Source organism: Rubrivivax gelatinosus (assembly GCF_016583785.1).
Lineage (GTDB): Bacteria > Pseudomonadota > Gammaproteobacteria > Burkholderiales > Burkholderiaceae_C > Rubrivivax > Rubrivivax gelatinosus_B.
This window is the reverse complement of sequence record NZ_NRRU01000206.1, coordinates 1-1,958: the sequence shown is the minus strand read 5'-3', so window position 1 is coordinate 1,958 and position 1,958 is coordinate 1. Positions and strand designations below refer to the sequence as shown.

Here is a 1,958-nt window from a genome sequence, read left to right as displayed (position 1 = left end):
CGCTGCTGCACCTGAAACGTTTTCGCGTCGCCGCGATCAAGGTCGACGGCTCGCTCAGCCGCGACGTGATGTCGCACCCGGTCAGCGGCGACATCATCCGCGCGATCGCGACGCTGGGCCACAGCAGAGGTGCACGCGTCATCGCCGAGTTCGTCGAGACACGCGAGCAGCGCGACCGCCTGGCGGCGCTCGGCTGCGACGTCTTCCAGGGCTACCTCTACAGCCGCGCGCTGCCGGCAGACGACTGCCTGGATCATTTGCTGCGATCTCGTGCTGCCGCCGTAGCGGCACAGCCGCTTTGAGGGGGCAGCTAGACGGTTTGTCGCGGTGACCGGTCCGTGGTGCATTTCACGGCGACAACGGCGCGGCTTACAGGGGTGCCGGCCACAATCTGCCGCTTTGACCCGCACACCGAAGCGGTGATGCTGTACCGCCTGCTTCGATGCCTGTCGATCGACCGCCCTCCACCAAACTGACCGCCGGCTGGGCAGAGGCAATTCGCGATGCCTTCGTCGTGCTGTTGCCACTGACGCTTTTCGGCGTCATCGCGCGCCTGCTCGGCGACTTTCCGATCCCCGCCGGCCGCGTCTGGCTCGAACACACGTTCGGCCCCGGCTGGCGCACAGCGACCAACGCCGTCGTGCAGTCGACCTGGGGTGTTCTGGGGCTCGCGCTTTGCATCACCATCGCCGCCGTGCTGACGCGGCGCACGCCACCGCGTGCCGGCTCCGAGCCGCTGCCGCCAGCCTGGGTGGCCGTCTGCGCACTGCTGAACTTCGCGTTGTTTGCTGGCGATTTCGCGTCGCTCGGCCTGCGCTCTTTCGGCTTGGATTCCTTGCTGCTGGGCATCGTTGTCGGCGTGCTGACTCCGACGCTGCTGCGTCCGCTGGCCGATTGGGGACCGATGCGCCGTTTGTCGATCGGCTACGACACCAGTTCGGTGTTCCACCACTCGAGCCGGCTGGCGCTGCCGATGATGGTGCTGGGCCTGCTGTTCAAGGGCGTGGCCGGAGTATTCGTGCTGCTGGTGCCCACGCTGATCGGCATGGCGCAGGCGGCCCAGCCGACGCCGAGGCTCGGCGTCTACGCCGACTGGCTGGTCACGCCAGCGACGGTACTGCTGCATCAACTGCTGTGGTTCTTCGGCGTGCATGGCGGCGCCGTACTGCATACCAGCCTGTTTCCATTGCTGAGCGCAGTGATCGGGGTGCCGGTGCAGGATCGCGTCTCGGTCCCGTTGATTTACGGCTTCTCCCAGCTCGGTGGATCGGGGGCCACCTTGGGCCTGCTGTTTGCATTGCTGATCGTCGCGCGTGAAGGCCAGAACCGGCGGCTGGCGCAGCTGTCGGGTCTGCCCGCGCTGTTCAATGTCAACGAGTTGCTGCTATTCGGGCTGCCGCTGGTGCTAAACCGGCAGTTCCTCCTGCCCTTCGTGCTGGTACCGGTGCTGCTGACGCTGCCGCCGCTGCTGGCGCTGCACGCCGGGTGGATCACGCTGCTGCCGGTCTACGTGCCCTGGACGACGCCGGTGCTGCTGTCGGGCTGGCTGCTCACCGGCTCCTGGGTCGGGGTCGCGCTGCAGTTGTTCGGCTTGCTGGTCTCGACGCTGATCTACCTGCCTTTCGTGCGCCGCAGCGAGGCCGAGCGCCTGCAGCTGCGAGCGACGAGCTACCACGACGCGAGCGCGGCAATCGTCGCCGGCGCGCCGCGGATCGACACGCCGCTGCGCCGCAGCGACCACGTCGGCGTCATCGCGCGCGGGCTGCTGCACGACCTGGAGCGCTCGATGGGCAGCTCGGCGCTGTCGCTGGCCTATCAGCCGCAGCAGGGACTGGACGGGCGGCCGATCGGTGTCGAGGCGCTGCTGCGCTGGACGCACCCGGGCTACGGCCCGGTGCGCACCGACGTCGCGATCGCACTGGCCGAGCAGGGCGGGCTGATCGGCCGCCTGGGCGCCT

Annotated in this window: 2 protein-coding genes; both read left to right on the top strand. The window is 68.4% G+C overall.

Annotation, left to right across the window (positions count from 1 at the left end):
- Window positions 1-302, top strand: a 302-nt coding sequence (locus CKO43_RS25355; protein ID WP_200232059.1) for an EAL domain-containing protein, incomplete at its 5' end; no start/stop codon positions are given.
- Window positions 303-442: 140 nt separating this feature from the next.
- Window positions 443-1,958, top strand: a 1,516-nt coding sequence (locus CKO43_RS25350; RefSeq protein ID WP_200380404.1) for a PTS transporter subunit EIIC, incomplete at its 3' end; no start/stop codon positions are given.